At 37.8% G+C, this 26955-nt stretch carries 23 protein-coding genes; all 23 read right to left on the reverse strand.

Annotated features, from left to right (window positions below):
* Nucleotides 1–327: 327 nt before the first annotated feature.
* Nucleotides 328–1596 (reverse strand): ABC transporter permease, encoded by a 1269-nt coding sequence (locus tag B494_RS0110865; RefSeq protein ID WP_017472427.1) that lies wholly within the window; start codon nt 1594–1596, stop codon nt 328–330.
* Complete coding sequence (locus tag B494_RS0110870) at nt 1589–2488, reverse strand: ABC transporter ATP-binding protein (protein WP_017472428.1); 900 nt, start codon at nt 2486–2488, stop codon at nt 1589–1591. Before B494_RS0110870 ends, B494_RS0110865 begins: the two co-directional genes overlap by 8 nt.
* Before the next feature lie 278 nt (nt 2489–2766).
* Nucleotides 2767–3024 carry an HPr family phosphocarrier protein gene (locus B494_RS0110875; protein ID WP_017472429.1) on the reverse strand — a complete coding sequence of 86 codons (258 nt, stop codon included), beginning with the start codon at nt 3022–3024 and terminating at the stop codon, nt 2767–2769.
* Nucleotides 3025–3186: 162 nt separating this feature from the next.
* On the reverse strand, nt 3187–4152 hold the full coding sequence (whiA, locus tag B494_RS0110880; protein ID WP_017472430.1) for a DNA-binding protein WhiA: 966 nt from the start codon (nt 4150–4152) through the stop codon (nt 3187–3189).
* 7 nt (nt 4153–4159) lie between these two features.
* The gene (locus tag B494_RS0110885; protein WP_017472431.1) at nt 4160–5143 is read right to left on the reverse strand and encodes a gluconeogenesis factor YvcK family protein; all 984 of its coding nucleotides are present in this window, start codon (nt 5141–5143) and stop codon (nt 4160–4162) included.
* A gap of 4 nt (nt 5144–5147) precedes the next feature.
* A complete protein-coding gene (gene rapZ / locus B494_RS0110890; RefSeq protein ID WP_017472432.1) occupies nt 5148–6029 on the reverse strand; it encodes an RNase adapter RapZ in 882 nt (293 codons plus the stop codon).
* A 21-nt stretch (nt 6030–6050) separates the two neighbouring features.
* On the reverse strand, nt 6051–6509 hold the full coding sequence (locus B494_RS0110895) for an 8-oxo-dGTP diphosphatase (protein WP_017472433.1): 459 nt from the start codon (nt 6507–6509) through the stop codon (nt 6051–6053).
* 341 nt (nt 6510–6850) lie between these two features.
* Entirely contained in the window at nt 6851–7804 is a 954-nt protein-coding gene (gene trxB, locus B494_RS0110900) for a thioredoxin-disulfide reductase (protein ID WP_017472434.1), read from the reverse strand.
* Between the two features lie 247 nt (nt 7805–8051).
* A complete protein-coding gene (locus B494_RS0110905; protein ID WP_017472435.1) occupies nt 8052–9065 on the reverse strand; it encodes a tetratricopeptide repeat protein in 1014 nt (337 codons plus the stop codon).
* Nucleotides 9066–9177: 112 nt separating this feature from the next.
* The gene (locus tag B494_RS0110910; protein WP_017472436.1) at nt 9178–10785 is read right to left on the reverse strand and encodes an FAD-dependent oxidoreductase; all 1608 of its coding nucleotides are present in this window, start codon (nt 10783–10785) and stop codon (nt 9178–9180) included.
* Between the two features lie 323 nt (nt 10786–11108).
* Nucleotides 11109–11633 carry an acyltransferase gene (locus B494_RS0110915; protein ID WP_017472437.1) on the reverse strand — a complete coding sequence of 175 codons (525 nt, stop codon included), beginning with the start codon at nt 11631–11633 and terminating at the stop codon, nt 11109–11111.
* Complete coding sequence (gene ppaX / locus B494_RS0110920; protein WP_017472438.1) at nt 11634–12275, reverse strand: pyrophosphatase PpaX; 642 nt, start codon at nt 12273–12275, stop codon at nt 11634–11636. It abuts the gene before it with no gap.
* Nucleotides 12265–13212, reverse strand: coding sequence for a nucleoside recognition domain-containing protein (locus B494_RS0110925; RefSeq protein WP_017472439.1), 948 nt, complete (start codon nt 13210–13212; stop codon nt 12265–12267). Before B494_RS0110925 ends, ppaX begins: the two co-directional genes overlap by 11 nt.
* Before the next feature lie 225 nt (nt 13213–13437).
* Complete coding sequence (lgt, locus tag B494_RS0110930; protein ID WP_017472440.1) at nt 13438–14271, reverse strand: prolipoprotein diacylglyceryl transferase; 834 nt, start codon at nt 14269–14271, stop codon at nt 13438–13440.
* A 176-nt stretch (nt 14272–14447) separates the two neighbouring features.
* Complete coding sequence (gene hprK / locus B494_RS0110935) at nt 14448–15401, reverse strand: HPr(Ser) kinase/phosphatase (protein WP_017472441.1); 954 nt, start codon at nt 15399–15401, stop codon at nt 14448–14450.
* Between the two features lie 303 nt (nt 15402–15704).
* Nucleotides 15705–17468 carry an aminodeoxychorismate synthase component I gene (gene pabB, locus B494_RS0110940; RefSeq protein ID WP_017472442.1) on the reverse strand — a complete coding sequence of 588 codons (1764 nt, stop codon included), beginning with the start codon at nt 17466–17468 and terminating at the stop codon, nt 15705–15707.
* A gap of 349 nt (nt 17469–17817) precedes the next feature.
* Nucleotides 17818–18180 (reverse strand): phage holin family protein, encoded by a 363-nt coding sequence (locus B494_RS0110945; RefSeq protein ID WP_017472443.1) that lies wholly within the window; start codon nt 18178–18180, stop codon nt 17818–17820.
* Nucleotides 18181–18182: 2 nt separating this feature from the next.
* The gene (locus B494_RS0110950; RefSeq protein WP_017472444.1) at nt 18183–18380 is read right to left on the reverse strand and encodes a PspC domain-containing protein; all 198 of its coding nucleotides are present in this window, start codon (nt 18378–18380) and stop codon (nt 18183–18185) included.
* 77 nt (nt 18381–18457) lie between these two features.
* Nucleotides 18458–19129: a bacillithiol biosynthesis deacetylase BshB2 gene (gene bshB2 / locus B494_RS0110955; RefSeq protein ID WP_017472445.1), complete on the reverse strand. Its 672-nt coding sequence runs from the start codon at nt 19127–19129 to the stop codon at nt 18458–18460.
* Nucleotides 19130–19148: 19 nt separating this feature from the next.
* A complete protein-coding gene (locus B494_RS0110960) occupies nt 19149–19502 on the reverse strand; it encodes a YojF family protein (protein ID WP_017472446.1) in 354 nt (117 codons plus the stop codon).
* Between the two features lie 2 nt (nt 19503–19504).
* Nucleotides 19505–22384, reverse strand: coding sequence for an excinuclease ABC subunit UvrA (gene uvrA / locus B494_RS0110965; RefSeq protein WP_017472447.1), 2880 nt, complete (start codon nt 22382–22384; stop codon nt 19505–19507).
* Between the two features lie 6 nt (nt 22385–22390).
* On the reverse strand, nt 22391–24373 hold the full coding sequence (uvrB, locus tag B494_RS0110970; RefSeq protein WP_017472448.1) for an excinuclease ABC subunit UvrB: 1983 nt from the start codon (nt 24371–24373) through the stop codon (nt 22391–22393).
* An 886-nt stretch (nt 24374–25259) separates the two neighbouring features.
* Nucleotides 25260–26846: a peptide chain release factor 3 gene (locus tag B494_RS0110980; protein WP_017472450.1), complete on the reverse strand. Its 1587-nt coding sequence runs from the start codon at nt 26844–26846 to the stop codon at nt 25260–25262.
* Between the last annotated feature and the right edge of the window lie 109 nt (nt 26847–26955).

Genomic DNA, 26955 nt, shown 5'->3' on the forward strand with positions numbered 1-26955 from the left:
ATACTCGATTAAAGGCTTTAACTTAGCCTTTTATTTTACTTTGACGTAGGGAAAAAACGAACCTTTAATCAGCGAGTGTTTTACGATACTTATTAGTGATAAATCGGTTGCTTTATTTACTCTATTTTACCAGATCATAAAAGCGAATGCACGTTCGTTTTATTAAATACACTTTACTTATACGATTTGAGTTACCATTTCTTTATTAAAATGTTGTGCTTTCTACAGGCATTATAAACCAAGCCTTCAATCAGCGTGAGTTTTACGGACGCTTATCTGTAATAAAAGCCTGATCATCTATTTTTAATAGACAATCAGGCTCTTCTTTTATTTATCTTTTTTTGCTAACTGTAGTGCGCGTTTAAAATCTTTAAGCGAACTTCCTTTTCCGTACATGAGCACCCCACCGCGGTATACTTTAGCACCTATATAAGCTAACAGCAGTATCGTAAAGATTAAAATTCCAATACTCAACGCGACTTCCCATGCAGGAACCTCTAGTAAACCTACACGTAAAAACATCACCAATGGCGTGAAGAAAGGAATGTAAGAAGTAACAGTTACTACACTAGCCTCCGGCATATTGATGCCAAACATGGAGAGCATAAAGGCAACAACAATCAGCAGAATAACTGGCATCATTAATTGATTAACATCTTCCATCCGACTAACGAGTGAACCAAGCATTGCTGATAATGTTGCGTACAATAAGTAGCCGAGTAAAAAGAAGACGACCGCATAGACATAAGTAGATACAGCAATTTCAGAAAAGCCGAACACCTCAAAGAATCCACCGACTAACTCATCTTGCACGCGTTCAATCATATAATAACCTACTACAAAAAATAAACCAATCTGAGTTAATCCAAGTAAGGCTATACCTGCTATTTTAGCAAACATTTGACTGATTGGTGGTGAACTTGAAATTAATATTTCCATCACCCTTGATGATTTTTCATTAGCAATGTCCATAGCAATCATGTTTCCATAAGTTAAAACAGCGAAATAGAGTACAAATAGCATGACATAGACAAGCCCACGAGCTACACCAATTTCTTCTTCTGAGCGAGCCGTACGACCATCTGCTGTTTCTATTGCTACCGTCTCAAATACTATCGGTTGATAAATCGATTCAATCACTTCTTGATCGATCCCCGCTTCATTTGTGGCTAAAGCTATCTTATATTGTTGCAAGTAGTTATCAAGTTGATTTTGAACCGATTGATTGATCAATTGATCAGTGTGATAGTTGGCGATAAAATAATCTTGATCGTCTGCTTGTAATGACAGCACACCAACATATTCACCGCTTAATATATCCGCTTCAGCCTGTTCGACTGTCCCTTCAAAATCAACTAATTCAAAGGTGTGTTCACCTTGTTCAATCTGTTCACTTAGCCATGGGTAAATATCTTCTGTCTCGTCAATAACTGCTACTTGATCAGCACTTCCATCACCATCAAATAAATTCATAATAAAATCAAGGTTTCCGACAGCAATAATAAAGAGTAAAAATAAAGCCGTTGTAATCATAAATGATTTAGATTTCAAGCGAGATAAATACGAATGTAATAAAACGACACCAAACTTACGCATACGATTCACCTACCTTTTCGATAAAAATATCGTTTAAGGATGGTTCCTCTAAAGCAAATTTACGAACAAAACCTTTTTGGTGTAATTGTTCCAAAATAGCTTGAGAAACATCTTCATTTTTAATTTGCAAAATACAACCTTCAGGCGTTAATTTTTGATTGTCTACGCCGTCAATCGTTTTTAGAAAGCTTAAATCAAAATCAGCATGAATAAATAAATTCTTTTTACCAAAAGAGCGTTTGATCTCTTTTAATCCACCATAAACAATCGGCTTACCGTACTGCATAATGCAAAGATATTCGCATAATTCTTCTACCGTTCCCATTTGATGAGAAGAGAAAACAATAGTTGTTCCTTGTTCTTTTAATTCAACAACAGCATTTTTTAGTAACTCAACATTGACAGGATCTAATCCGGTAAAGGGTTCATCGAGAATTAATAATTTCGGTTTATGAATCACCGCTGAAATAAACTGGATTTTCTGTTGATTTCCTTTTGACAGCTCTTCTACCTTTTTTTCTAAATAATCGGTAATATTAAAGCGTTCTAACCATTTATTTAATTCTGTTAAGACCTCTTTCTTATCCATACCTCTTAAGCGGCCTAAATAAATAATTTGATCTTTAACCTTCAGTTTAGGGTATAAACCGCGTTCTTCAGGCAGATAACCAATTTGATCTGTCCTTTGATAATTAATCGGTTCGCCCTCCCACGTAATCTTACCTTCTGTTGCGTCAATCAAGCCTAAAATCATTCGAAACGTCGTTGTCTTCCCTGCCCCGTTAGATCCCAAGAAACCAAAAATTTGACCCTCCGGGATATCAAGGGATAGCTGGTCAACGGCTGTAAATTTGCCATAACGTTTAGTAACATTTTCTATATGTAATGACATCTCCATACTCCTTTCATCATTTATTGCTATGAAGCTGTCGCTTAATTGATCACTTTGATCATATAACATTGTCTTTATAAATCACAGATGATCGACAAAAATAAATGTCATATTGACAACTTTCCTTGTCAATATTGTAACGGATGACAAGAAAAGTTGTCAATAGCTCTGGTATATATTTTTTGTGAAATTAAAAGATAATACAAACTGCACCCTCCATTGTTAGTGACTAACAATGGAGGGTGCAGCTGACCTAAAGTGACGTTGTTTATGAAAAATTAAGACGGATTGGATAAAAAATTAGCTAAGACTTCAATCGCCTCTTGATCATCATCCCCATCACTAAGCAATGTAATGCTATCTCCATTAGTGATGGCTAAGCTTAGCAAACCCATAATACTTTTAGCATTAACACGTCTGTTTGCCTTTTCCAAAAAAATTTCAGAGACATAACTATTTGCCTTTTGTACAAATTCAGATGCGACCCCAGCCTGTAATCCTGGATTAACAGCAACAACCAATGTTTTTTCTACCATGGCATAAGCTCCTTTCCATTTGACACTCAAACGATAACAGCATATGTTCCATTATCCATTTTTATACCTAGCTGATAAGCGTGTAAGTACCTTCCCTGAAAAATGTCTTAGCATAAGTCTCTATCACCTTTACTCCATTTCTACTGTCATTAACCGTTGCAATCAGGACTGTTGTGTCGAATTACTTAACATATGATGCTCAGCTCTTAATTGCTCAGCAAATTGGTCAATCTTTTTCAAACGATGATTAATTCCTGATTTACTAATCTTCGTTCCACTAACAAGTTCACCTAATTCTTTTAATGAGACATCTTGGTGCTCGATACGAAGCCGCGCTATTTCTTGTAATTTATCTGGTAATGCTTCTATACCTACTACTTTCTCAATAAACTTAATATTTTCAACTTGTCTAAAAGCCGCACCAATCGTTTTATTTAAATTGGCTGTCTCACAATTAACAAGTCGATTAACAGAGTTACGCATATCTCGCATAATACGGACATCTTCAAACTTTAACAATGCTTGATGTGCACCTGTATAATTTAGAAATTCAGTAATTTTCTCCGCTTCTTTAATATAAGATATATAACCGTTACGCCGTTCAAGAATACGGGCATGTAAACCAAACGCATTCATTAATTGACATAACGAATCATTATGTTCTTGATAGGCATTAGCGATCTCTAAATGATAGGAAGATGTCTCTGGATTGTTTATTGAGCCACCAGCTAAAAACGCTCCTCTTAAGTACGCGCGTTTACAACACTCTTTCTTTAAATACTTGTCAGAAATCGTTCGAACTAATGAAAGGGGTTCAGATAAGATTGCTAAATCATTTAATAACGCTTTAGCTCCTTCTTCAATCCGGACAATGTAAACATTATTTTTTTTTAATTTCATTTTTTTTCGAACGAGTAACTTAATGGGGTAAGGATACAATGATTTAATTAATGTGTAAATGCGTCGAGCAATAGCAGCATTTTCAGTTTGAACATCTAACAGATAGGATCGTTTAGCAATCGATATCGCACCATTCATCCGTATAAGCGCCGCTAATTCTGCTTGTTGACAACACGGTTTATTATCAATTTGTGTCATTTCCTTTTTAATTTCTGATGCAAAAGACATGGCTTACTCACCTTTCTTTGTCATGCTCACTTTTAGTAATATCAATCAACGAACAGAGTAATTGGGCGACTTTATTGTTATCATGACGTAATAATCGTTTGTGTTCATCAATAATGTCAGCTTCAATAATTTCCATACCGAGAAGATCAAGGCGTTCTCGATCATAATCTACAGGCGTTGCATTTTCTTCTGCATATTTGATCCGCATTGACTCGGTAATGTCTTGATTATGAACCAAGATCTTATCGATACACCCTTCACCAACATGATCAATAATAGCCTGAGCATGGTCAGCGGCTGAATAATCATCAGTTTCTCCTGCCTGTGTCATGACGTTACATACGTAGACCACTTTTCCTTCTGCTTCTCTTAATGCATCAGCAATTTGAGGCACAACAAGGTTCGGTAATGTGCTGGTATACAGGCTACCTGGTGATATAACAACTAAATCCGCTTCTCTTACTGCTGTAACAGCTTCTGGCAAGGGTTCAATAGCTTCTGGTTCAATAAATACACGCTTAATTCTTTTCTTCGCCAATGGGATTTTTGATTCACCAGAGACTATTTCACCATCTAACATTTCAGCATGTAAAAACATATTTTGATTGGCAATTGGGTAAATCCGCCCTTTCACATTAAATACCCGGGCTATCTCCTTGATTCCATTATAGAAATCGCCGGTTACCGCAGTCATTGCGGCCAAGATTAAATTGCCCATTGTATGTCCCATTAGACCATTACCATTTTGAAAACGGTGTTGGAACAATTGTTCCATTATCGGCTCAACCTCTGCTAAAGCTGCAATTACATTTCGGATATCTCCAGGTGCTGGCATCGCCATTTCTGTTCTTAGCCGACCAGAGCTACCCCCGTCGTCTGCTACCGTTACAATAGCAGATAAATGGATTGGATAATGCTTTAACCCCCGTAAAAGGACAGGCATCCCAGTCCCTCCACCTAGTACAGCAACTGTTTTTTTATCTACTTGCATTTATCTAATGTCCCTTCCTTTTATCAATGTCACGATGTGCAACATGGGTAATATATTGATTGGAGAAATGTTTAGCAATGTGCTCCGCTAAGGCGACGGAACGATGCTGTCCCCCTGTACAGCCAATTGCAATAACGAGCTGAGACTTTCCTTCTTTCTTATATTGAGGAAGCATAAAAGCAAGCAAATCAAGTAGCTTTTCAATAAATTTCTGTGTTTCCGTCCATTTAAAGACATAATCTACGACATCCTTTGTTAAGCCAGTTAAAGGCTGAAGATGCTCAACGTAGTGAGGGTTTGGTAAAAATCGGACATCAAAGACGAGGTCAGCATCAATCGGCATGCCATATTTAAAACCAAATGACAGCGTATGAATCGAAAAGATCTGTTGTTCTTCTTCACCGTATTTCTGTACAATTTTTTCCCTGAGTGCTTTAGGTTTTAAAGTTGTCGTATCAATAAAATGTTGAGCCCGCCCCCTTAATTCACCCAATATTCGTCGCTCTTGTTGGATACCTTCTAACGGTAACCCTTCAGGTGCTAAAGGGTGCTGGCGTCTCGTTTCTTTATATCGTGATACAAGCATCTTATCTTGGGCATCAAGAAACAGGATATGTTCTTCTAACCATGACGAATCTGTTAAATGATCAAGGGCATCAAATAAAGAGTCAAAGAATTCTCTCCCTCTTAAATCCATAACAAGGGCTACTTTGTTAATATTATTCGTTGCATCTTTCATCAACTCTAAAAATTTAGGTAATAAAGCAGGGGGCAAATTATCAACACAGTAATACCCTAAATCTTCGAAACTTTGAACAGCAACTGTTTTCCCTGCACCTGACATTCCTGTAATAATAACGAGTTTCGTCTCATCTTTTCTAGCCATTTCATCACTCCCTGTCTTTAATTAACCTTGATTGACTCGATAGTTAATTAATTGATCATCTTCATCTAATGTAAAGGTTGCAAAGATCTGTTGATTTCGTTCAATAACAGCTCTATGAAGGACTTTATCACTTGGAGCAGTGGGAATGGTAGACAATTGTGCGAGATCAATCCATTCGAGCTCTCCTTCTAAGCATTCTTCCACTAACTCACCCGAGAACTGCTCCGCTTTAAAAGTAAACATCATCCACTCATTGGTGGGAAACTGCGCCGATTCCTTTACCATCGTTGCCACACTGTATAGTTGAGGGTTAATCAATTGCAACCCTGTTTCTTCTCTAACTTCTCTTATTACAGCTTCTTGAACTGATTCACCAGGTTCCATCTTTCCACCTGGCATCGCATACCAGCCATAACGTGGCTTTTTTAATAAGAGAACCTGATGATTATTTATAATTAAGCAATTGGTGACACGCTGCAAATCTATTCACTCTCTTCATTTATATTCATCCTTCATTATACTATAACAGTTAAACGCTGACTAGTGAACACGCTTTGACATGGTGTGAGTATTTCCTATAACTTAAGAGCATCATTTACCAATAATACCCCTATCTTAAAATGCAAAAAAAAGACACAGACTATGTCTGTGCGTCAATGTCATATATTTTAAAAAGGGGGGTTAATTAATTAATTTTAGTATACCCCATTAGTGTTTCATCCGTGTTACAGTGGCATTAAGATCAGGTAAAGATTGGTTACTTTGCACTTTTTTAATACCAAGCGCTACGTTCACTCATTTCATCTTATCACTACAAGCCCTTATGAGTTGACTTTTGCTAATTTTTCTTCTAACTCTTCAATAAATGCTTGTGCACTTTGTGCAGCTATACTTCCATCACCAGTTGCTGTTACAATTTGACGTAATTCTTTCTCGCGAATATCGCCAGCTGCGTATATACCTGGGATCTGCGTCTCCATCTTTTCATTTGTTGGAATATAACCATCTTCATTCGTGATGCCTAATGATTTAAAAGGGTCACTAAGTGGTTCTAATCCAATATAAATAAATGCTCCACCCGCAGGATGTTCATATGTTTCTTTCGTTTTGACATTCTCTAAAGTAACAGAACCAACTTTACCATTGTCACCATTAATGGATTTTACAACAGTGTCCCAGATAAAGTTAACTTTATCATTTTTAAATGCTCGATCTTGAAGAATCTTTTGAGCACGAAGTTCATCACGTCGATGAACAATCGTTACTTTGCTAGCATAGCGTGTTAAATAGACCCCTTCTTCGACTGCAGAATCGCCTCCACCGACAACGATCAATTCCCTATCTTTAAAAAATGCGCCATCACACACCGCGCAATAGGAAACACCTCGTCCGGACAGTTCTTCTTCTCCTGGTACACCTAACTTTTTATACTTAGCACCCGTTGCGATAATAATCGCTTTCGTCTTATACGTTTTATCTCCAGCCTTAATGGTTTTATAAGCTTCTCCATCAACGACTTCTTTAATGTCACCGTATCCATATTCTGCTCCAAATTTTTTAGCATGTTCAAACATTTTATTAGATAGATCGGGACCTAGAATACTCTCATAGCCAGGATAATTTTCTACATCTTCAGTGTTTGCCATTTGCCCACCTGGTATACCTCTTTCAATCATTAACGTATCTAAATTCGCACGAGAGGTATAAACAGCAGCTGTCATTCCAGCAGGACCAGCCCCAATAATGATGACATCATATATCCGTTCATTTGTCATTTTTCATCATTCCTTTTCTCAATTATTTCATAAAAACAAATCTTCAATCACTGGCGTTATTCTCCAGTGATTGGTAGTTGAGTGAATCAGGACATTACCGACAGTTAGCACTCACCTAAATCGATGAGCTTCCCTCATTATTTTGTGGTAGAAGTTTAACGGACGATTGCCTGTGATGAATCACAATTACTACTATACCCATTATCGTATTTTAAAGATAAATCGTCTATTTATCTGCTCATTTATTTTATATCCTAGACCATGGGGCGTTTTCTTTAGCTAATTCTGGATGAAGGTGACATCCTTCCATCCAAATCTGATTTGCATGGTCTTTATTATCATTTAAATATGCAACTTTAGCAAAGGCGCGAAAATAATCCAAATGATTGGATAACTTGGATTTTGTTAATAATTTAAAACGCTGATAGGCTTGAGTCAAATATGTTGTATAAGATAAAGCAATGGCAATCCGTAATGATTGTTCAACTTGTATCGGATATACATTAATCAACGCTTCTATAAAAGCTTCTGTTATATTAATATGTCCCTGTTCTGCATGAAAAATCAATAAATTTGTCTTCGACAAAATCGAAGTAGGTTCATTTTTATAAAACGTTTCTGCTAGACCAATTGCCTCATCACGTTTTCCAGAAAAGAATAACGCATAGTGATATTGATGTTTGGCCATCGCATAACTAGGAAACCTTGTCATCATTTCCTGCAAAATCGGTAATGCTGATACCCACTCATGGCGCTGGATATGGTAAAATGCTGTTTCCTGATAAATAAGCCATTCATCTTCTTCTGCAAATGATTCATCAGTTTCTTCATCTTCTAAACTGAGTTCTAATAATGTTAATAATTGTTCTGTTTCATCGTGAAACTCACCATCGGGATCTTTTTCCAAATAAAGCGAGGCATACTTTTGAGCATCTCTTAATAAGCCTAAGTGGGCATAATTGTTTGCAATTAAATAATAACAGTCATAATAGGATTCACCATGTTCTTTAATGATTGTAGTTAACACTTGATTAGCTGCATGATATGCACCTATTTCAGTATATATAATCGACATCTGTGCTTGATATAGAGCTTCTTTCGGATCAGTTTCTGCTGCTTTTTTAAGCCATTTTAATGCAATATCAAACTTTCTTTTATAAAAAGCATCTACACCTTTAGCGAAATAAAATTCACCTTCGGGAATGAACGGGATCACATTTTTATTTAGTTGATTCTCTTCGTAATTGTGCATTCTCGGCATGTGTTTCCCCTTTTATACAGGTTTTGTAATAACGCAAGCAGTATAACATATTTTACTGCTTCTTGACAGTTTTAATATCGTTTTATTGTGATTAGCATACGTTAAAAACCTATTATTCTATACTGCCTTTGTGTTCGCTTAACCAGAGGCGACATTCACGTTCGTAATAGGAACACTCCTCTTTTGTCCACGCGAGCGCACTGGCTAGCTGTTGTAAAAATGGCTTCAATTGTTGATTCAGGTCAAATGGTCTGTGCAATCGATATCTCATTCTTCTCGCTAAGAAATCAGTCGGTTTATAAACACCTTCATGATCTAGTGCATAGCAGAGAAGGAGCGAAAGCGCCGGCTCTAGTGAAACGGACTCACTGCTTTTTTCAATTTTATCAAGATAAGGAACAAGTTGTGTCGTATGATTACCATAACGGCTCACTAGAAACTCGATTTCTTTATTAGCGAGAAGTGTGCTAGATAAATAGGATTTAAAATTTAATTGATCAACTTGATCATCTGTAATAATTGCGAGTGATTTTGTCTCTGACTTTGAATAAAGAATATGATGCGTGCGCTTTAGATCTTTAACAATTCCGTCGACGACTTGACTAGCATATGAACGATAAAGTACAAGCGGTGCACCACTTGTTGTAATTAGTCCTGATGGGGAAGTGATAATATCACCTATTCTCCCACTTTCTTCACTAATTAAATAGGCTACATGTTGTTCAATGATCTGGCTTTGATCCAAGTAAAGATCTGGTATAACACGTTTCAGGGTGCGAACAATCTGTGTGAATTCATCTTCAGAAATCGTTTTCTGATGCAAGATTGAAGACGTTTGTTCAGAGACCGTCAGCATGATAAATTGTTGATAGGGTATCAGCGTTATGGTTTGCTGATCGTTGTCATCAGTAAATGTCATTGCATGGTTAATTGTTAAATCTGATTGCTTGAAAAAGAGTTGTACTTTTTTTCTATACTGAATAACAGGTTTTAACAAATCATCTGAACTGTCTAATCGACTGACTGCTTCAACTTGAGCTCCTGTAGCGTTAACAACCTTATCCGCATAGATACGCGTCATTTCTCCTGTTACTTGGTCTTCCGCTAAAATACCGGTTACCTGTTGTTCGGAATTATATGTGAATTGAACAAGTTTAAGATAGTTGATCATATCTGTACCAAACCGATTAGCAGCCTTCAATAGCTCAATTGTCATTAAACATTGATCAATAATACCGTCTTGATGCACAAAACCATACTTTAACTTACTTTCACTAACATTGGCTTCAAACTTTCTCACTTCTTTTTTTGAAAGTAGTTTTAGATGTTTAGGAAAATTAGAAGAAATTAAAGATTCAGACAATGTATCGCGTAACTTACTCAATAATGTTTGTTTTATTTCATAATCGAATAATAAAGTTAACATATCGACTGGTTTATAAAAGAGTGAGAGATGTTCATTTATTAACTGCTTTTCAGTGTATGCTTGATACCAAAGTTTCCTCGTTGGAAAATGGTGCGGACTTAATAGTGGAGCAAACTGGCCTGACGCTCCACTACCGTAGTCCCTTTGTTCTATCAAAGCTACCTTCATCCCTCTAGAACTCGCATCTAAAGCAATGCTAGCACCTGTCAAGCCGCCTCCAATAATCAATAAATCATAATCTTGATTTGCTAATTGGCGCTGTGTTTCTTCACGATTTCGATTAGATATCCCCATGCTGTCTCCCCCCATACGACGATGTCAAAACGCATATTTATAAAACGAACCTTCTATCAGTGAGCGGAGGTCTACAGGGTGTAGTCATGTAGACGTTGCCACACGATGTGGCGGTTTTAGTCTACGATCTTATCCGCTCATTGATTGGTAGTTGAGCGAATCAACACATTAGTCTCCTTAGCTCTCAACTAAATAGATTAATTCTACTCTATTTTGAAGCGAGTGTTTTATGGACGTTATCCATATAAACGACTCCACAAATACGGAATATCCCAGTTGATTTTTCATCGATACGACCATCGCTTTGAGGGATTTCCAACTGGTTATCGTCCATTTAAATCTTTGCTATTTCTCATTTTCATTTCTTCAGCTGAATAAATCACACGCATTGGATTGCCAGCAACAAAGGTTCCTGGCGCAACATCTTTATTAACGATCGTACCAGCCGCAATAATAGCTCGATCGCCTATTGTGACACCTGGCAAGACTGTACTGTTCGCTCCAATCATTACTTCATTACCAATATCAAGGGAGCCTAGTCTGTATTCGTCGATAAGATACTCATGTGTCAGTAACGTTGTATTATAACCAATAACAGAGTTACGCCCCACAGTAATCCGCTCAGGAAACATGAGATCAACCATAACCATTAAGGCAAAAGCAGTCTTATCACCAACTGTCATCTTCAATAAATGTCGATAAAGCCAATTTTTCACTGTTAAAAAAGGGGTGTAACGTGCGATTTGAATCACGATAAAATTTTTTACAACTTTAAAGAAAGACACCGTGCGATAGAGTTGCCATAATGAATTAGCACCTTCGACAGGAAAACGAGCTGTCTTTCGCATTTATTCCACCTCTAGTATCGTTAATAAATCAGACATATGTTCTAGCATATAATCCGGCTTTAATTTAACTAAAGATTCCCTACCTTTTATCGTCCAGGACACACCAGCTGTTTTGGTTCCAGCATTTTGTCCTGCTTCAATATCATGATAGTTATCACCAATCATTATCGTGTCAACTGGCGTTCGATCAAGGGCATGCAATGCCTTTATAACCGGTTCAGGATGTGGTTTAGCATGTTCAACCTCATCTAAACCAATAACAACATCAAAATAAGGAGCTAAACCTGTGATTTCAAGCCCTAATTTTGCAGTAGCGGTAATTTTAGTTGTCACAATACCGAGCTTATAACCCTGTTGATGTAAGATCTTGATTGTTTCAACTACAGTAGGATAAGCCTTCACATAAGCATCATGATTGGCTAAGTTATGTTCTCGATATGTATCCATCATCTCCTGTGCCCGCTCTGGGTTAACATGCTTCATGGTATCGATGAGTGGCGGTCCAATAAAAGGTAATATCTCTTCCTTTGAATAGTTATGATCTGTATGCTTTTTAAAAGTATGATGAAAAGAAGCGATAATCAATTCATTTGTGTCAATTAACGTTCCATCTAAATCAAATAAAAGTGTTTTAATTGCCATAATTAATCTGTTCCCTTCTCTGTTTTATCTCTGCTTTATTCCATAAAAACGCGATAGTAGCCGTTAGAATAATCGCTGTTGTTAAACGAATGATTAATAGTGGCCACACCGGTATACCAAGGGGAATAAAAATTAAAGTATCTTCGATGACAGCATGGCAAGCAACAAGGAAAATAAACGATAAATACATATCTTTCTTTGCCACCCCGTCTTCTCTTACTGCCTGAACCATTACACCCGCTCCGAACGCTAGACCTATTGATAAACCTGCCACAAGTGTCATCGATGCATTTGATTTAATACCTAGTAACCTTGTGAATGGACTTAATAGTGAAGAGATTTTGGTCATCCAACCTAACTCTCTAAAGTATTGCATAATGACCATTAACGGAATCACAATCGCGCCAAGTTGAAAAATACTACTAGTGGCCGTTCGCACACCTTCAATACCAATTTCAACCACACCAGAAGGAGAAGCTTGCGTGGATTGAATAAATCCATATTGTGCAACTTCCTCGCCACCTGACCAAATCAAGTGGATCAACAAGGCTGAAATACATGCAAGGGCCACTCTCACACCTATGACAATCGGCCAACGCACACCAACTTTTAATGCAACAGTTGACTCTACAAATAAATTATGTGAAAAAGATAACATCACAGCCATAATAAAAACTTCTTTTACAGTAAATTCAAATGAAACAATGGCCGCAATACCCGCATATAAGTTTAATGAATTGCCTAGAACCAATGGCACAGCAACTTCGCCTGATAGGCCAAAAATCCCCATAACTGGAGAAATCGCTTCAATCAACCACGGTAAAATCGGTGTATATTGGAGAATAGTAACAATAACTGTGATTGGAAAAATAACTTTACTTAATGTCCAAGCCACATGTAAGCCTTGCTTTAATCCTCGAATAAATGTAGCTTTCAAACCAACATCCCCACTTCATTTTTTTATTTCTAAATTTTCAGCGCCTGGTGACGCATGTTAAGGCTGCACTTGTCGGGTCTTATTTAAAGAAAAAATTAACCTCTTCCATTCCAACCATGTTGCTTGGCATATTGCTGCGTCAGCGACATTTTAACGAATACCCGTGAAACTCAAACTTTTCTGCCACACCATAGTGTTTAAGTTGAGCTACTCTTTTTATATTACTTATAGCTTCTTACCATTATAAGCAACGTTCACTTGTTTAGCTTTACGTCGATAAATAATTAAAGCGACACTGGCAATGATTAATACAATTGATAAGACTTGCGCTGTCCGTAATAGACCTAGTATATAAAGACTGTCCGTCCGTAATCCTTCAATGAAGAAGCGTCCAACAGAATACCAAATAACATAATTAAGGAAAACTTCACCACGTAAAGGATTTCTTCTTCTTAACCACAATAATCCTGCAAAAACAACTAGATTCCAAATCGACTCATACAAAAACGTAGGATGGTAAAGGATCCCATCAATCACCATATGGTTTTCTATAAAATCAGGTAAGTATTGAATAAAATTCTCATATACCACATCTGAGACAGGCCCACCGTGGGCTTCTTGATTCATAAAATTACCCCACCGGCCAATCGCTTGACCGATAATAATACTCGGTGCTGCTACATCAGCAATTTTCCAAAAAGGTACATCACGCTTTTTACTAAATATGTAAGCTGTAATAACAGAGCCAATTAAAGCACCGTGAATAGCAATGCCACCTTCCCAAACAGCAAACACCTTCCATAATGGTTGCTCAACAAAACGCTGCCAATCCCATTCAAAAATGACATAATATAATCGCGCCGAAAGAATTGCAATGGGTAACGCCCACATCAGCAAATCTGTATACAATTCCTTTGAAAGACCTAACCGAACACCCTCTTTTGTTGCTAACCAAAGCCCAATGACAACACCCGTTACGATAATAATCGCATACCAATAAATAGTTATAGGGCCAACCTCGATGAAAATAGGGTCTAATGTTGTATTAAAAATTGACACAGTATCTCTCCTCATATAATAAGTTATAGCTACTATCTGAACCTTAAAGATGAATTAGTTTCCAAAAAATTATTCTTCATCTTATCTATTATTACTCACATATCAATAGCCACGAGTAAAGCTACAAGAGTAGATCAGTTAGACATGATCAGATGGTCTTGGACGCCTTTTTACTATTAATCATAATCAACGCCTTTATCTATATTGGCCTTTTCCTGATCAATCATTTTCGTTAATCTAGTCGAAAACTCTTCCGCAGCATTAACACCTAATCGTTTTAAACGGAAATTCATTGCAGCCACTTCAATAATGACCGCTAAATTTCTACCCGGTCGTACGGGTAAAGTAGCTTTAGGTACATCAACATCAATAATTCGAATCGTTTCTTCCTCCATGCCAATCCGATCATATTGCTTCTTATCGTTCCAATTTTCTAAATTAATCACATAATCAATTTTTTTATGTGATCGGACAGCACTGGCACCAAACAAAGTCATGACGTTTATAATACCAAGTCCTCTAATTTCAAGTAAATGTTCAATCAATTCAGGAGAAGATCCAATTAATCGATCATAATCCTCCTGTCGAATCTCGACACTGTCATCAGCGACTAAACGGTGGCCCCGTTTAACCAATTCTAAAGCTGTTTCACTTTTACCAACACCACTTTGCCCCGTAATTAACACACCCACACCGTGAATATCAACAAGGACACCGTGCATGGCTGTGAATGGTGCAAATTTTGCTTCAAGAAAATTCGTTAATCGACTAACTACACGCGTTGTCTTGTAAGGCGATCGTAGTAAAGGGACATGCGCTTGATCACAAGCATCTATTAGTGGCCTCGGGATATCCAAGTCTCTTGAAATCACAATACACGGGGTGACATCGGTACATAATTTTTCCGAACGATCTCTTTGCTCAGCTTCTGACAATTCTCTAAAAAAAGATAATTCCGTTTTTCCAAGCACTTGAAGTCTCGCTTTAGGATAATAACGAAAGTACCCTGTTAATTCAATACCAGGCCTAGAAATATCACTCATAATAAACTCTCTTTCTAGTCCTTCTTTACCTGCAATGAGTTCCAATTTGAACTGTTCTAATAAATCTTTTGTTTGTACCTTAGCCATCAGGATTCCCTCCATCTATCATCTTCTCTAATTATCCTATATACGTATAACTATTGTAGCATTTTTTTTAATGTGTGGCACGATAACAGGTATTTTAGCGACTACCTTTCTTAGCTTTTTAAGTAAACCATTCGAAAACATGCTATGTCTTTATGATCTGTTCTCAATGCTAATATGGGTAAAACATTTAAAATCAATAAAACGAACCTTCAATTAATGGACGTTTTCGACCTTGTACCGCCACTATAACAGCATTTTACGGACGCTTACCTGTGATAGAAAATATTAAATGATTGATTAGCTTTACTCGATTGAATCAATAACGTTACCAACCTTAACCCACCCACGCACGGCATTAATTAGCCAGATACCATCCGCACGATGCAAGTCATTTTTGTAAAGTACTTTTTCGGTTATTGTCCCTTTTTCGAGTAAATGACCTCGAAATACTCCTGGTAGCAGTCCAGATTTTATCGGAGGTGTGACAAACTGCTGATCGAACTGTAAAACAAGATTACCAATCGTAAATTCTGTTAGTTCATCTCTTTCATTCCATAATAACGTTGAGAAATTGACAGACGCATCAACCTTTAACCGATCATATAAATCACGGTATGTTGTTTTGTGATAATAAAAACGGTTTTGTACGTCAATGGATTGCTTTGCTAGATAGCTATTAACGGGTTGATCGATAGGCTTTACCGGTATCGATTCTAGCTTGATATTGCCCGCTTGTGTTAAACGCAAGCGCACTTTATAGACACCCTTTGGATGTTGCTTCTTCAATGCCATTATTTGCTCTCTACATACTGCCCGATCAAAGGCGAAATTAAAATAAGTAGCAGATTGTTGAAGACGATCGATATGATATGAAAGAAGTGGTAAATCTCCATTTGATAATAGCATAGACTCAAGTAAATCAAAAGTTGGGTAACCCGTCGTTAACAAGCTAGCCTTTGTTTCCATTTCTTCATATTCACTAGCAGTAACTGAATCCCACGTAATACCGCCTCCTACACCATAACGCGCTTGTTGGTGTTCTTGATCAACAACGACTGTTCGAATCGGAACGTTAAAAGTCGCCTTATTATCTGGGGTTAAATAGCCAATCGTCCCACAGTAGACCTCCCGTGCCGTTTCTTCTAACTGCTCGATGTAAGCCATCGTCTTTATTTTTGGTGCTCCTGTAATTGACCCGCACGGAAATAATGCTGAAAACCAATCGACTAATTGACTCTCTTCTTTGAGTGTTGCTTTAACCGTGGAGGTCATTTGATGTACAGTCGGATAAGTTTCAACTGTCAGCAAATCTGGGACATGAACCGTTCCTTGTTTAGCTATTTTACCAAGATCATTTCTTAACAAATCAACGATCATCAAATTCTCCGCGCGCTCTTTTTCTGACTGCGTTAAATAGTGCTTATTTACTTGATCGTCAGCATATATTAAGCCACGTTTGCTTGTACCTTTCATCGGTTTTGTGGTAATCTCTCCTTGTTCAATTGCAAAGAACAGCTCTGGTGATGCCGATAGAATTTGAAATCGACCGATATCTAAATAAGCGCTATAAGAAGCTTGTTGATTGTTTTTCAGCATATAATAGAATGCTTCGGGATCTTGATGAAAGGGTGTCGTTAACCGTGTTGTATAATTCACTTGATAGGTATCCCCAATTCGAATGGCTTCTTTTATTGCTTCTATACTCGTTTGATAATCCGAATAAGAAGTCGTTTGTTTCCAAGTTAATGACTGATCCATGGACGCTACTAGCTTATCGCTTTCCACTTGGTCAGGCTGAGCAAAACTAGCAAACCATAAAAGAGGCATTGTCGTTTGGGCCTTCGTCCGATAGCGCTTTTCAAATGCTGGAGCTGCTTCGTAAGACAAGTACCCCGCTATGTATCTTCCTTTTTTCCTCTCTGTCTCTATCTCACGCAATAATGGTTTAACTTGATCGATACGATAAGTCGAGAACACATTGATCGGTTTAGAAAAATAAAGACGGTCAAGCGATCCATCCAGACTTTTAAAATCAAACTTTAGTACAATATCTTCGATTGTACTCACCTCAATTCTGTCATAAATAACATCCTTTGAAATCCTTTTGCTCGTTCACCCTTTAGCGGGTAAGGTCAAATTTATTATACTAACTTTTTAAAATTTTAGCTTCTCCACTTCGTACTTATTTGATCGCACTTTCCTTTCCTAAGGATATAACGAATTTTCAATCCGTTGACGGAGGGCTACAGGACGGAGGACATGCAGACGTTGCCACAGGACGTGGCGGTTTTAGTCTATGATATTCACCACCCTCTGATTGATCGTTAGGTGAATAAGGACAGTAGCGATCGGTTTGCGGACGCTTATTGTTGATAAAATAGAACAAGCATGGAGATCATCCCCATGCTTGTTGATCCTACTTACTCAATAATATCGTATCCTTTACTAATTTGTTGAGAAACAAATTAATAATTGAGATTACCACTGCTGCAACAATGGCTAAACCAAAGGTCTCGATAACAAAATCCCCACCTATAATTGATTGTGTTAACATAAGGGTAATCGCATTAATCACAAATAGGAACAACCCGAGTGATAATACGGTAATCGGTAAAGTTAACACAATAAGAATCGGTTTAATTAAAACATTTAGCACGGACAAAATAAAACTCGCAACAACTGCCATGCCAAATGTCGCAATATAGAAACCTTCAAACAATTGTGCCACGACAATTAAAGCAACTGCATCTAAAATTAATGATAAAATCCATTTCGTCATGTTTAGTACACATCACTTTTCGGGATAATAATGGCTGCTAAAATATAAAACAAAATAAAAGGAAAACCTGACGTGAAAATACCTAAAACAACATATACCAAACGTAATAATGTTGCGTCAACATTTAAGTGTTCAGCCACTCCACCCAGAACTCCGGCCACCATTATATCTTGATTTGAACGCGTTAATTTCCTTGACATTAACACCCCTCCTTGCGTACGTCTTTCCTAATTATAATTATTCCACTTTTTCAAAAAATAAAACTTAAGCTGATCGATTACACTTCATTAAAAGACCATTGATAAAATGCTTCATGTGATAACTTATCTTTAACAATTTGGTCTAAGCTTGCCGGCCCTTGGTTTAACCCACCCAAAATACCCGAAGCTTGTGATTTATGTGCGACAATAGCAGCTAATTTATCCTCAAATGTGTCGGTTATATCAAATTGGAGATCTGGTTCACCCAAATCTTTTTCTTTATCCTTTTTAATCGCCAATGCCCACACATCTGGCCTTTGATTCAGGTTTAGTCGGTTAACAGCTTCGATTGCAGCTGCGCCAAATGCATCGTGATCTGGGTGAACAGCATAGCCAGGATAATGTGTAATAACCAATGTTGGTTTAATTTTTTCAAGATAACGTAACAGATGTGTTGCTATACGGTCTTGATCTTCAAATTCTAGTGTTTTATCACGATACCCTAATTGTTCGAGATTGATGTCTAGAGATTGACAAGCATTCGTTAATTCTTGCTGGCGTATTTCAGGAAGTGTTTCTCTTGTTGCAAACGTGGGGTTACCCATGTTTCTTCCCATTTCACCTAGAGTACCACACAAATAAGTGACTGGTACGCCTTGCTTCCGAAAACGCGCGATCGTTCCAGCAGCCCCAAATGCTTCATCATCTGGATGTGGAAAGATAACCACTACATGTTCATCCTTTTTCATACAATTGCCCCCTTTGCACCTAATTTGTAAATGGTTGTAAACTTAATTCAAGCGTGACCAATAGTCTACCTTGATCATCATGACCCGCCAAGAGTAAACGTTTATGCTGATCGATCTGATAATCTCTTAAACCTTCTGCATAAATCCAACCATTTTCAGTTTTTAAGCCAACACGATAATTTGTTTCATCACCACTTATTTTTGCTTGAGAAAAAGTGACTTGAGCATTACGAATAAATGCCCCTACATTATAAGCTTCTCGGTTATGATGTGTCGCATAAGCACCATTTGTCGTTTCTAAATGAATATAAACAGGTCGATCAACAAATTGATTAAGATAATCTTGAATCAGACGAGCTTTTATTTTCTCCATCTTTACACCTCTACCTCAGTTATTGAGCTTTTATTAACAACTTCCGACATTCTTGCATGATCACGGTCTAAAATAGGTTTAAGATAATGACCTGTATAAGAACCGGAAACCGAAGCAATTTCTTCAGGGGTTCCAGTAGCTACAATTGTACCTCCACGATCGCCGCCTTCGGGTCCTAAATCAATAATGTAATCAGCTGCTTTAATAACATCTAAATTATGTTCAATTATAACAACAGTATCTCCATTTTCAACCAAGCGTTGCAGAACGAGCAAGAGTCTACCAATATCATCTACATGCAGGCCAGTTGTTGGTTCATCAAGGATATAAAGCGACTTACCGTTTGATCGACGGTGCAGCTCACTAGCTAGCTTAACCCGTTGAGCTTCACCTCCAGATAATGTTGTCGCTGGTTGACCTAAGCGAATGTAACCTAAACCAACATCAAGAACTGTTTGCAATTTCCTTTTAATCTTAGGGATATTTTTGAAAAACAACAGTGCCTCTTCAATGGTCATATCTAAAATATCAGCTATATTCTTCCCTTTATATTTTACTTCTAATGTTTCTCTATTGTAGCGTTTGCCATGGCAAACTTCACATGGGACATAAACATCAGGTAAAAAATGCATTTCTATTTTTATAATACCATCACCACGGCACGCTTCACAACGCCCACCTTTTACATTAAAGCTAAAGCGACCTTTTTTATACCCTCGTATTTTAGCTTCATTGATTTGTGCGAATACATCACGAATATCATCAAATACCCCCGTATAAGTAGCAGGATTCGAGCGTGGTGTTCTGCCAATCGGCGATTGATCAATATCAATGATCTTTTCTAAATGTTCACTACCTTTAATTGCTTTATGCTTACCCGGTTTTTGCTTAGCACGATTAAGTAACATTGCTAGCTTCTTATGAACAATTTCATTAATAAGCGTACTTTTACCTGACCCCGACACCCCAGTAACAGTTGTCATTAAACCGATTGGTATTTTGACATTAACGTTCTTCAAGTTGTTCTCACTGGCGTCTTCCACTTCGATGAAGCGGCCATCTGGTTGGCGGCGTTCAGCAGGTAAGGGGATAAATTTCTTACCAAGCAAATATTGTCCTGTAAGTGATTTCTTCTGGCGCATCACTTGTTTCGGCGTGCCACTGGCAATAATTTCACCACCATGTTCACCCGCACCTGGACCAATATCAATTAACCAGTCTGCTGCTAACATCGTATCTTCATCATGCTCAACTACAATTAAAGTGTTACCTAAGTCTCGCATCTGTTGAAGGGTATGAATTAAACGGTCATTATCACGTTGATGTAACCCAATAGAAGGCTCATCAAGTACATACAAAACACCAGTGAGTGCTGAACCAATTTGCGTCGCCAAACGAATACGTTGCGCTTCACCACCAGACAACGTCCCAGCTTTTCTCGATAATGTTAAATAATCAAGTCCGACATTCGTTAGAAATGTTAACCGGCTTTCCAATTCTTTTAAGATCATTTTAGCAATTTTTTGTTCCTTATTAGAGAGCTCTAATTTTTTCAATAACTCATTAGCTTCTGTAACAGACAACTGTGTAACTTGACCAATATGAAGGCCATTAATCAAAACCGACATCGCTTCCTTGTTTAAACGGAAGCCCTGACATGTTGGACAATCTTTTTGTGCCATATATTTCTCCATTTGCTCACGAATATAATCTGAACTTGTTTCTCGATATCTTCGCGCAAGGTTGTTTAAGACACCTTCAAATTCGATTTCAGTATCGCGCTTCATACCGTAATCATTTTCATAACTAAAATGGATTTTTTCTTTGCCACTGCCCCGTAGGATTTTGTCTAATTGCTTTTTAGGTAACTGACTAACTGGTATATCCATATCAATGCCATAGTGTTTACAAACACTTGTAAGTAATTGGGGATAATATTGTGAGCTCGTTGGTTGCCAAGCAACAATTGCCCCTTCATTTAAGGTTAGTGCCTTGTTCGGCATAACGAGATCGACGTCGACTTCTAATTTACTTCCTAAACCATCACACTGTTGACAAGCGCCATGTGGTGCATTAAAAGAAAATAATCGCGGTTCTAATTCTCCAATTGAGAAGCCACATATCGGACATGCGTGGAGTTCACTAAATAGCAATTCTTCTTCTCCAACAACATCAACAATGACCTGTCCTTCACTTAATTTCAGTGCTGTTTCAAGTGAATCACTTAGCCTAGCAGATACACCATCTTTAACCACAATTCGATCAACAACAACTTCAATGTTATGCTTATTATTTTTCTCTAGCTTAATCTCATCACCAATTTCCATCATTTCACCATCTACACGCAATCGAATATAGCCTTCTTGTTTAAGCTTTTCTAGTAATTTTACATGCTCACCTTTTCGTCCTGATACAACAGGTGCAAGAATTTGTAGCTTTGTTCGTTCAGGATAAGTCAGAATTCGATCTACCATTTGCTCGACGGTTTGTGAAGTAATTTCAATGCCGTGGGTTGGACATGTCGGATGTCCAATCCGTGCATATAAAAGCCTTAAATAATCATAAATCTCAGTTACCGTTGCAACCGTCGACCTTGGATTTTTACTGGTTGTTTTTTGATCAATCGAGATCGCAGGCGACAATCCCTCAATCGTATCGACATCAGGCTTATCCATCTGTCCTAAAAACTGACGTGCATATGCTGATAACGATTCAACATAACGTCTTTGTCCCTCTGCATAAATAGTGTCGAATGCCAATGACGATTTTCCAGAACCTGATAGCCCAGTGAGAACAACGAGCTTATCTTTTGGGATATCAATGTCAACATTTTTTAAATTATGGGCTCGAGCACCCTTAATTGTAATTTTCTTTTTTACCATCTATGCTCACCCTTCCGCTTTCAGTTCAAGAACAAGATCACGCAGTTCGGCTGCCTTCTCGAAATTTAATTCACGTGCGGCCTGCTTCATCTCTTGTTCCATTTCTTCTATAAGTTTTGTTCGTTCTTTTTTCGTCATCTCCGATAATTTCGGACGATCTGCTTGATAGTCGGCTTGATCTTCAGCTGCTATCGTTGCCCGAATGACATCACGAACCTCTTTATTAATCGTCTTAGGTGTTATACCATGTGCTTTATTATAGGCTTCTTGCTTCTCTCGTCGCCTTTGCGTCTCATCTATTGCTCGTCTCATCGAATCCGTGATCCGATCAGCATACATAATAACTTGTCCTTCTTCGTTTCGAGCAGCACGTCCCATCGTCTGAATCAATGAACGATCCGAACGTAAAAATCCTTCTTTATCAGCATCTAAAATAGCGACAAGAGACACTTCAGGAATATCTAAGCCTTCTCTCAACAAGTTAATGCCGATAAGGACATCATATTTACCTACCCTTAAATCGCGAATAATTTCAATCCGCTCCAACGTTTTAATCTCAGAGTGTAAATAGGCAACTTTCATGCCAATCTCTTTCAAATAGTCGGTTAAGTCTTCTGACATTTTTTTCGTTAATGTTGTGATGAGTGCCCGTTGATCTTTTTTAGTTCTTTTGTTAATTTCACCAATAAGGTCATCGATTTGACCATCAATCGGGCGAACATCCACTTCTGGATCAAGCAATCCAGTTGGCCGAATAATCTGTTCGGTCATCTTTGGCGTATGCTCTAATTCATATGGTCCAGGCGTAGCTGAAACAAAAATAAACTGATTTGCTTTTTCTTCAAACTCAGTAAACGTCAATGGCCGGTTATCAAGTGCTGAAGGTAACCTAAAACCATGATCTACAAGCACTTGTTTTCGCGCTTTGTCACCATTAAACATGCCTCGAACTTGGGGTAACGTTACATGTGATTCATCAATAACAATGACAAAATCATCAGGAAAGTAATCGATTAACGTATAAGGTGTTGAGCCCGCTTCACGAAGTGTTAGATGACGAGAGTAATTCTCAATTCCTGAACAAAAACCCATTTCAGCCATCATTTCCAAATCATAACGTGTCCGTTGTTCAATACGCTGTGCTTCTAATAATTTATCGTTCTCACGAAAATACTTGAGTTGTTGCTCTAACTCAGCCTCGATATTTTTCATCGCAATCTTTAATTTATCTTCACCGGTAACAAAGTGTGACGCCGGAAAAATAGCAATGTGCTCACGGTCGCCAATGATTTCTCCGGTTAATGCATCAACTTCACGAATCCGATCAATTTCATCGCCAAAAAATTCAACACGAACGCAATGCTCTTCACGTGAAGCTGGAATAATTTCTACTGAATCGCCACGCACACGAAAAGTACCACGTTGAAAATCTATATCATTACGCGCATATTGTATATCTACCAAATTTCGAAGCAATTGATCGCGATCTTTTTCCATACCAACCCGAAGTGACAATACTTGCTTCCGATATTCTTCAGGAGAACCTAAACCATATATGCAGGATACACTCGCAACAATCAGGACATCATCACGTTCAAATAGTGATGATGTTGCCGAGTGTCTTAATTTATCAATTTCATCATTAATACTGGAATCTTTTTCAATAAAGGTATCCGTAGAAGGCACATAGGCCTCAGGCTGATAGTAATCATAGTAACTTACAAAATATTCAACCGCATTATTTGGAAAGAATTCCTTAAACTCACTATAAAGTTGACCAGCCAATGTTTTATTATGCGCCATCACAAGTGTTGGTTTCTTGACTTCTTTAATGACATTTGAAATCGTAAATGTTTTTCCTGTTCCAGTTGCACCAAGCAATGTTTGAGCACGTTTTTTACGATTTATACCGTCAACGAGCTCAGCGATCGCCTTGGGTTGATCACCTTCTGGTTTATATTTCGATACTAATTCAAAAGCTTGTCCCATCGCTTATTCCTCCGATCTGTCTATTTACCTTTTTTCCCAACCGATTTATAGATAAACCTATTATACACAATTCAATCTATAAATGCGAACGAATATTCGCTTTTTTAGTGAATTATTACTTTTTTTCGTGGAAAATCCGCATGACTCACGAACGAACTCAATCCGCTTGATCGTGTTCAATAGAATCGGTACTCAATATCCTTGTTGACTTACTTCTGCATGGGTGTGCCACTTGCGACCTTCTCCTATATTTAGAACGTTATTTCGTTCCGGAAAGCGGAACATAGATCTCATGCATGTCTTGCGTTTTACCCTTATGCTATCTTTTCTGAACGTAAAATTCAGCTGAGAAAGTTTAGTTAATTATATAAGGTGAAAAATCATTAGGTTCTCTGTCAAATGTAGTAGTGTAATGTTCACTTCACCATTCATCTTTGTTAAAAGCTCTTTTTCCATAAAGTAGTGCTATTGCTAAGCCGCAGAGGGAAATATACTCGCTTTCCGCGGACGAACGCCCAAGCCTCCTCGCAAAGACCGCTGTGGGGTCTCGGTCGCCCGTTTTTCCGCAGGAGTCTCGCATATTTCCTCTGCTATGTACTATTTCAAACGAGAGTCTTTTTAACCTCTTGTTGCCATAATATGTTGTTCTTCTAACGTTGAAAATTTTTGATACCAAAACAGGCTTACTTGTATCACACGAACGCAAGTATTTCTCAATGGTCTCTACCTTTCGATCAGGTAAGATGTCAGTAATTTCTTTATTCTCCACATCCACCACATTCATTATAGAGCCATTCAGTGTAGAGCCAAAATTCAGATGAGAAAGTTGAATCACTAGCTAATTTAGGACAAAAAACTTGAGGAATATGCTTCCTCAAGTTTTGATTTAATAGGATTGATCATATTGATTAACTTCAAATAGATCAATTAGCTTTATATCTTTATGTTTATCCGTGAACCAACGTAATGCAAAATCATTTTTAAATAAGACTAAAAATGCACCTTCACGATCTTTCACTAATAAATTTCGTTCATCAAACAGGCTCGTGTCCACTTGTTCTAGCTCAAGCCAACGCGGAATCCTTTCTCCAATTGATTCTAAGTTCACTTCTACATTATACTCATGTTTCATACGATGTTCAAATACTTGATACTGAAGCTCACCGACGGCACCAATAATATATTGTTCAAATGGATAGCCCGTAAACAATTGAATCGCACCCTCTTGGACAAGCTGTTCTAAACCTTTCTTGAATTGTTTAGCCTTCATAACATTTTTAGCCGTTACGCGCTTAAACAATTCTGGTGGAAACTGTGGTAATTCATCATATTGAAAGGTATCTTTTCCTGATAATAATGTATCTCCAATCCGATATATACCAGGATCATAGATACCGATAATGTCACCCGGAAAAGCATGATCAACGGTATCACGTGATGACGCGACAAATTGCTGGGTTTGCGTTAATTTAATTGTTTTATTCAGTCGCGGTAATTTAACTGTCATTCCACGTTCAAATTCACCCGAGCACACTCTTAAAAAAGCAACGCGATCACGATGAGCGGGATTCATATTCGCTTGAATTTTGAAAATGAATCCAGAAAATGCTTCATTTTCCGGTTGGACGAGGCCTTCTGTTGTTCTTCGTGGCTTTGGATTTGGCGCCATCTCAATAAACGTATCAAAAAAGGTCTGTACACCAAAAGGGGCAAGTGCACTCCCAAAGAAGACAGGCGTTTGTTCTCCTTTTAAAACTGAATCTAAAGAAAAATCATCACCAGCTTCATCGAGTAACGCAAGCTCCTCTTCTGCTTCTTGGTATGTCAAATCTTCTGTTAATTCAGGATAACTTCCCTGCTCAAGTTCAGAATAAGGGATATACTTTTCTTCTTCATTCCCATTAAATTGAACAAATTGTTGGTGATAACGATCAAAAATACCTAAAAAGCGCTTGCCCATTCCAACTGGCCAATTGATTGGACACGTTTCAATTTCAAGTACTTGCTCAATTTGTTCTAATAATGCTAATGGATCACGACCCTCTCGATCCATTTTATTAATAAACGTAAAGATCGGAATCCCACGCATTTTACAAACTTTAAATAGCTTAATCGTTTGCGCTTCAATTCCTTTCGTTGCATCAATAATCATTACCACACTATCCACTGCCGTTAAAGTTCGATAAGTATCCTCACTGAAGTCCTCATGCCCCGGTGTATCAAGAATATTGACATGGTAATCTTTATATGGGAAATTCATCACACTTGATGTTACCGAGATCCCACGTTGTTTCTCAATTTCCATCCAGTCAGAAGTTGCGAACTTACCCGTTTTCTTTCCTTTCACAGTACCGGCTGATCGAATTAACTGGCCGAACATCAATAGTTTCTCTGTTAAGGTTGTTTTACCCGCATCCGGGTGTGAAATAATCGCAAATGTTTTTCGTTTCTTTACTTCTGTTTCAATTGTCATCTGACTACCTTCTATCTGTATTATATATTTTCATAACGCTATACCAATACATGCGTTTAGCTTTTGATATCCGTTTAGAAGTTAGCACACCTTTGTTTATAAAGTCAAT

It is taken from the genome of Amphibacillus jilinensis Y1 (assembly GCF_000306965.1).
Lineage (GTDB): Bacteria > Bacillota > Bacilli > Bacillales > Amphibacillaceae > Amphibacillus_C > Amphibacillus_C jilinensis.

What these genes read in the sequence shown, in the direction of transcription:
- B494_RS0110910 (WP_017472436.1), bottom strand. Translation starts at nt 10,785, where the DNA reads ATGGGGATATCTAATCGAAATCGTGAAGAAACACAGCGCCAATTAGCA.
- uvrB (WP_017472448.1), bottom strand. Translation starts at nt 24,373, where the DNA reads ATGGGACAAGCTTTTGAATTAGTATCGAAATATAAACCAGAAGGTGAT.
- B494_RS0110885 (WP_017472431.1), bottom strand. Translation starts at nt 5,143, where the DNA reads ATGCAAGTAGATAAAAAAACAGTTGCTGTACTAGGTGGAGGGACTGGG.
- bshB2 (WP_017472445.1), bottom strand. Translation starts at nt 19,129, where the DNA reads ATGAAAAAGGATGAACATGTAGTGGTTATCTTTCCACATCCAGATGAT.
- rapZ (WP_017472432.1), bottom strand. Translation starts at nt 6,029, where the DNA reads ATGGCTAGAAAAGATGAGACGAAACTCGTTATTATTACAGGAATGTCA.
- ppaX (WP_017472438.1), bottom strand. Translation starts at nt 12,275, where the DNA reads ATGGCAATTAAAACACTTTTATTTGATTTAGATGGAACGTTAATTGAC.
- B494_RS0110945 (WP_017472443.1), bottom strand. Translation starts at nt 18,180, where the DNA reads ATGACGAAATGGATTTTATCATTAATTTTAGATGCAGTTGCTTTAATT.
- B494_RS0110875 (WP_017472429.1), bottom strand. Translation starts at nt 3,024, where the DNA reads ATGGTAGAAAAAACATTGGTTGTTGCTGTTAATCCAGGATTACAGGCT.
- B494_RS0110980 (WP_017472450.1), bottom strand. Translation starts at nt 26,846, where the DNA reads ATGACAATTGAAACAGAAGTAAAGAAACGAAAAACATTTGCGATTATT.
- B494_RS0110905 (WP_017472435.1), bottom strand. Translation starts at nt 9,065, where the DNA reads ATGCCGAGAATGCACAATTACGAAGAGAATCAACTAAATAAAAATGTG.
- hprK (WP_017472441.1), bottom strand. Translation starts at nt 15,401, where the DNA reads ATGGCTAAGGTACAAACAAAAGATTTATTAGAACAGTTCAAATTGGAA.
- uvrA (WP_017472447.1), bottom strand. Translation starts at nt 22,384, where the DNA reads ATGGTAAAAAAGAAAATTACAATTAAGGGTGCTCGAGCCCATAATTTA.
- B494_RS0110960 (WP_017472446.1), bottom strand. Translation starts at nt 19,502, where the DNA reads ATGGAGAAAATAAAAGCTCGTCTGATTCAAGATTATCTTAATCAATTT.
- trxB (WP_017472434.1), bottom strand. Translation starts at nt 7,804, where the DNA reads ATGACAAATGAACGGATATATGATGTCATCATTATTGGGGCTGGTCCT.
- B494_RS0110865 (WP_017472427.1), bottom strand. Translation starts at nt 1,596, where the DNA reads ATGCGTAAGTTTGGTGTCGTTTTATTACATTCGTATTTATCTCGCTTG.
- B494_RS0110950 (WP_017472444.1), bottom strand. Translation starts at nt 18,380, where the DNA reads ATGTCAAGGAAATTAACGCGTTCAAATCAAGATATAATGGTGGCCGGA.
- B494_RS0110915 (WP_017472437.1), bottom strand. Translation starts at nt 11,633, where the DNA reads ATGCGAAAGACAGCTCGTTTTCCTGTCGAAGGTGCTAATTCATTATGG.
- B494_RS0110870 (WP_017472428.1), bottom strand. Translation starts at nt 2,488, where the DNA reads ATGTCATTACATATAGAAAATGTTACTAAACGTTATGGCAAATTTACA.
- whiA (WP_017472430.1), bottom strand. Translation starts at nt 4,152, where the DNA reads ATGTCTTTTGCATCAGAAATTAAAAAGGAAATGACACAAATTGATAAT.